We start from the raw sequence: 3,827 nt of genomic DNA, 5'->3' as shown, positions 1-3,827 counted from the left end.
GTCCCGCCCGTGCCACACACAGTTAACACAGGCGGGACGCCCGTGCCACAGTTAACATAGTTGACACAGGCGGGACGCCCGTGCCACAGTTAACATAGTTGACACTCCCCGACTATCAAGGTGCGGGGATTCTTAATTCAGCGACTAACCTTTAAGTGTTGCGTCATGAAAGGCAATACTCCGACTTTTCAACCGTAGAATCCTACCAATTAACGAGCCTGAGCAAGCAGCCACCCCAGCGGGTCTGTCTCCAAAAGCGTACTAGAATACTTATCTAGAGTTTGGGTATGCCCTACCCTACTTAACAATCCTACAAATAGTTTGTTTTGACTGGTTTAAGGCTTACTGAATTCAGCCTCTAGCTGTTTAAAGAGTTTTCGCTGCTCTGCGTCCCCCGGTTTATGCCTAAAAGTGTGTCTCATGTCCTGTTTCACGAGGGCATTGCGAATTTGACCTTGACTTTTATACTATACTCCAGATATCGGAACCTAGCGGACTTTTTGAAAAAAGTTTTAAGAAATTAAAGCTGTCCTAGAAGAACAGGGTTTTAAACCCAAATTTTTGATAAATTTGGATGATTAGTAAATTGCTTAAGTTTGCTGGATCGGCAGTTCAATGATAAACTCGGTTCCCTTACAGGGTTCCGACTCGCACCGGAGCGATCCTCGGTGATTTTCTACTAAGATTTTGTAGACAATAGACAATCCTAAACCGGTACCTTTACCGATTTCCTTGGTGGTGAAAAACTGCTCGAACATTCGCTCTTTTATCTCTGGTGTCATTCCGGGTCCCGTGTCAGCAATCCGCACTCTCACGCGATCGGGCCCTGCTAATTCTGTGGTTATCAAAATTTTTAGCGCAGCATTGGGCTGATTTTGTGATACCTCGTCCAAAGCATCGATCGCGTTGGTAATTAGATTCATAAATACTTGATTTAGCTGTCCTGAATAACACTCTACAAGAGGCAATTTTCCATAATTTTTAATGACTTGAATGTCGCGACGGTCTATTTGAGAATTGAGACGGTTTCGCAAAATTAACACGGTGCTGTCAATGCTGTCGTGCAAGTCGCACATGGTCATGTTACTGTTATCGGTTCGCGAAAAGTTGCCCATAGATTTGACAATTTCGCGAATGCGAGTGGAACCCATTTGCATGGAAGAGATGACTTTAGGCAAGTCTTCAACTAGAAAATCCAGATCTATCTCTTCGATTTTAGCTGTGATATCGGGACAGGGATTGGGATAGCATTCTTGATAGAGACACAGCAGGTGCAACAAATCTTGAGTATAAATTGCGGCATGGCTCAAGTTGCCGTAAATAAAACTAACTGGGTTATTAATTTCGTGGACGATACTAGCCATTAGCGCCCCCAGCGAAGACATTTTTTCGCTGTGGAGGAGTTGAGCTTGAGTTTGTTTTAGTTCGCAAAGTGCGCGATCGAGCTGGGCGGCTTGAGCTTCCGCTTTCGAGGTAGCAGCACAACTTTCTTGATAAAGTTCAACCTGTTTGAGGTCGATTTCAAATTGTTCGATTTCGCTTTCTTGCTGGTATTGACTCACCACGGCATCGAAAGCTTCTAGCAATTCGCCCCCCGCAGCTTCGACAATGTACAGCAGATGGGAATTTTCCAGCCTGAGTTCGGCATCGGGAACTTGCACCAAGGCTTTAATTCGATCGATATATGCGCGTACTTGTTTGTCTAAATACAGTGGCGGCTCAAAATACATTGCCTTGAGGGTGGCTGAAGGGGGACTCACTAAGTTGACGCTGCTGCCAATATTAATTAAGTCGCGGTGCGATTTTTCCATAAGCTCGATCGCCTCTAACAAATTCCCGCGCAGTTTTGCTCTTTCTACCCCATTCTGAGAGCAAACTAACCTCATGCAAAAAAAAGCCGTTCGTTGGGAAAGCATTCGCTGGCGGCCGCTGATGTTAATTACCGCAGCACTAATTTTTCTGGCTGTCGTAATTTGTTCCAGATTAAAATAGTTTCTCATTGCCGCCATTGGTAATATCCCCGACTCCACTAAATGTCTGTAGCTCGTGCTGACACAAGATTTAAGAGCCATAAAAATAATTGTACAAGACACTAACCAATATATTCTGTATTTCGTAGTAAAGTAGTATACTAAAACACAATTATTTGCCCGTTGTGGCTTATCACAATTTTCAGGATTCCGCTTGTTGCACAGTTTTTCTTAACTATTCAAAAATTTACTAATCAACTTGGCCATGATGGGAGCTTGAGTTTGCGGCAACCCGTGAGCAGCATTGGGAATAATTGCTAACTCGGCCCCCGGTATCTCGCCCGCGTAGCTTTCACAGTGCCATAGAGGAATTGTTTCGTCACTCTCTGCTGCGATGACTAAGGTAGGAATTTGCAATTTGTGAATTTCTTTTTCTACTGTATCAACTGCGTCTTCCGGCCTCATCCGACTCATTAAAAATGACCTTGCTACTGGTTGAGACATCAACTCCCTGCGCCACCCGGAAATTTGCTGCAATTGCTCACTTTTTCCCGCTAAACTGGCAAAAGGTTTTGCCAACTGCAATGCCCAATCCACGGCTGGGGTTTCCCACAGCAGCGGCCGCAAAGCATCGTATTGACCACAAAAAGTGTCGTCTCGAATGCCCGCCGGTGCTGCTAACACTAAACTGCTAACAGAATTAGGATATTTTAGGGCATATGCAGATGCTACCCAACCGCCAAAAGAATGTCCGAGGATGTAGCAGGGTTCGATATTTAGTTGTTCTACAACTTGCCGCACAAAAGCAACTTCTACAGCTACGTCGTAGCGGATTTCTGGTTTGCTGGATTCTCCAAAACCTAACATATCTAAACTGATGCACCGAAACTGAGATTGCAATAACTCAATTAATGGCAGCCAGCAAGTCTTTTCTCCTAAGAAACCGTGCAGCATCAATAAGGGTCTGCCGCACCCGATGTCGAGGTAGGCGGCTGTTTGGGTGGTGCTATTGACAAATGTACTTAATGTGTGCTTTTGTCCTACAAGTGCTTGAGACTGCATGGGCGATCGACTCCTGATAGGTAAGATACCTTTGTAAAGGATTGTAACAAAAAAGCAGTTCAAACGTTAAACTTCATTACGGAGTACACAGTTAGAAATAGACCATGATATTGTCTATGATTATTAGAAAAAACTACAAACCCAAAGCAGGAGAACACCTTGAACTCTACTTTAAAACAGTACCCGGCTTGCTCTCTTCGCGAAGATGTCAGTGAGTACGTAGCACACCTACAGCTTCACATGACTTTACAAGCTCGCAACCTGCTCCCTACCATTACCACCGCTAAGGATAGTCGCGAACAACTGTTGCAGCAGACTCAGGCTCATTTTGAGAAACGTGTTTCTCGACAAGCTATTTAAACAAATTTTTCTGGGTCATTAAGATCGCCCGCAGTCGATCGAACTTTCCCACATTTCAGCATCCCAGAAACCCGGTAGCCTCAAAAATACCGGGTTTCTTTTCGGCTAATTATGCAGGGAACCCGGTTTTGGGTAATATGCGTTGGGTGTGCTTTAAATTTAATCTCTATGCGAATTTCGATTATTGCATTTTTGACTTTGGCGGCGCTGGGTGGCGGCGAATTGGCAGCGCGGGCGATCGATCCGAGTGCCGCACCGACTGAGGCCCAGTTTAGAGAGGGAACCGCAGAGGCGCAGAGGGCGCAGAGGGAGGAGGATGAGGTCATTGGTGATAACTTAACGTTAAACCCACCGTCTCTCTTGTTTGTAGCGAAGTCTAGATCCCCCCTAACCAAGGGCGGGCACGGGGGCACCGCCCCTACTAAGGGGGGGACA

At 45.4% G+C, this 3,827-nt stretch carries 3 protein-coding genes and 1 pseudogene; 2 read left to right on the top strand and 2 right to left on the bottom strand.

What is annotated here, in order from left to right; translation table 11 throughout:
- Positions 1 to 590: 590 nt before the first annotated feature.
- On the bottom strand, positions 591 to 2,072 hold the full coding sequence (locus QUA00_RS18305) for an ATP-binding protein (protein ID WP_333410645.1): 1,482 nt from the start codon (positions 2,070 to 2,072) through the stop codon (positions 591 to 593).
- A 129-nt stretch (positions 2,073 to 2,201) separates the two neighbouring features.
- Positions 2,202 to 3,032 (bottom strand): alpha/beta hydrolase, encoded by an 831-nt coding sequence (locus QUA00_RS18300; protein WP_333410643.1) that lies wholly within the window; start codon positions 3,030 to 3,032, stop codon positions 2,202 to 2,204.
- A gap of 159 nt (positions 3,033 to 3,191) precedes the next feature.
- On the opposite strand from QUA00_RS18300, the gene QUA00_RS18295 reads away from it, so the two are divergent.
- Positions 3,192 to 3,392, top strand: coding sequence for a hypothetical protein (locus QUA00_RS18295; protein WP_006634481.1), 201 nt, complete (start codon positions 3,192 to 3,194; stop codon positions 3,390 to 3,392).
- A gap of 168 nt (positions 3,393 to 3,560) precedes the next feature.
- Positions 3,561 to 3,827: pseudogene (locus QUA00_RS18290) on the top strand (BamA/TamA family outer membrane protein); the annotation flags it as partial.

Origin of the sequence: Microcoleus sp. T2B6, assembly GCF_036700475.1 — a bacterium.
Classification (GTDB): domain Bacteria; phylum Cyanobacteriota; class Cyanobacteriia; order Cyanobacteriales; family Microcoleaceae; genus Microcoleus.
Note: the sequence above shows the minus strand (reverse complement) of the source record. Positions and strands in the feature narration are given on the sequence as shown.

Excerpts from the sequence above, each read along its gene's own strand:
- QUA00_RS18305 (WP_333410645.1), bottom strand. The coding sequence starts at position 2,072 with ATGGCTCTTAAATCTTGTGTCAGCACGAGCTACAGACATTTAGTGGAG.
- QUA00_RS18300 (WP_333410643.1), bottom strand. The coding sequence starts at position 3,032 with ATGCAGTCTCAAGCACTTGTAGGACAAAAGCACACATTAAGTACATTT.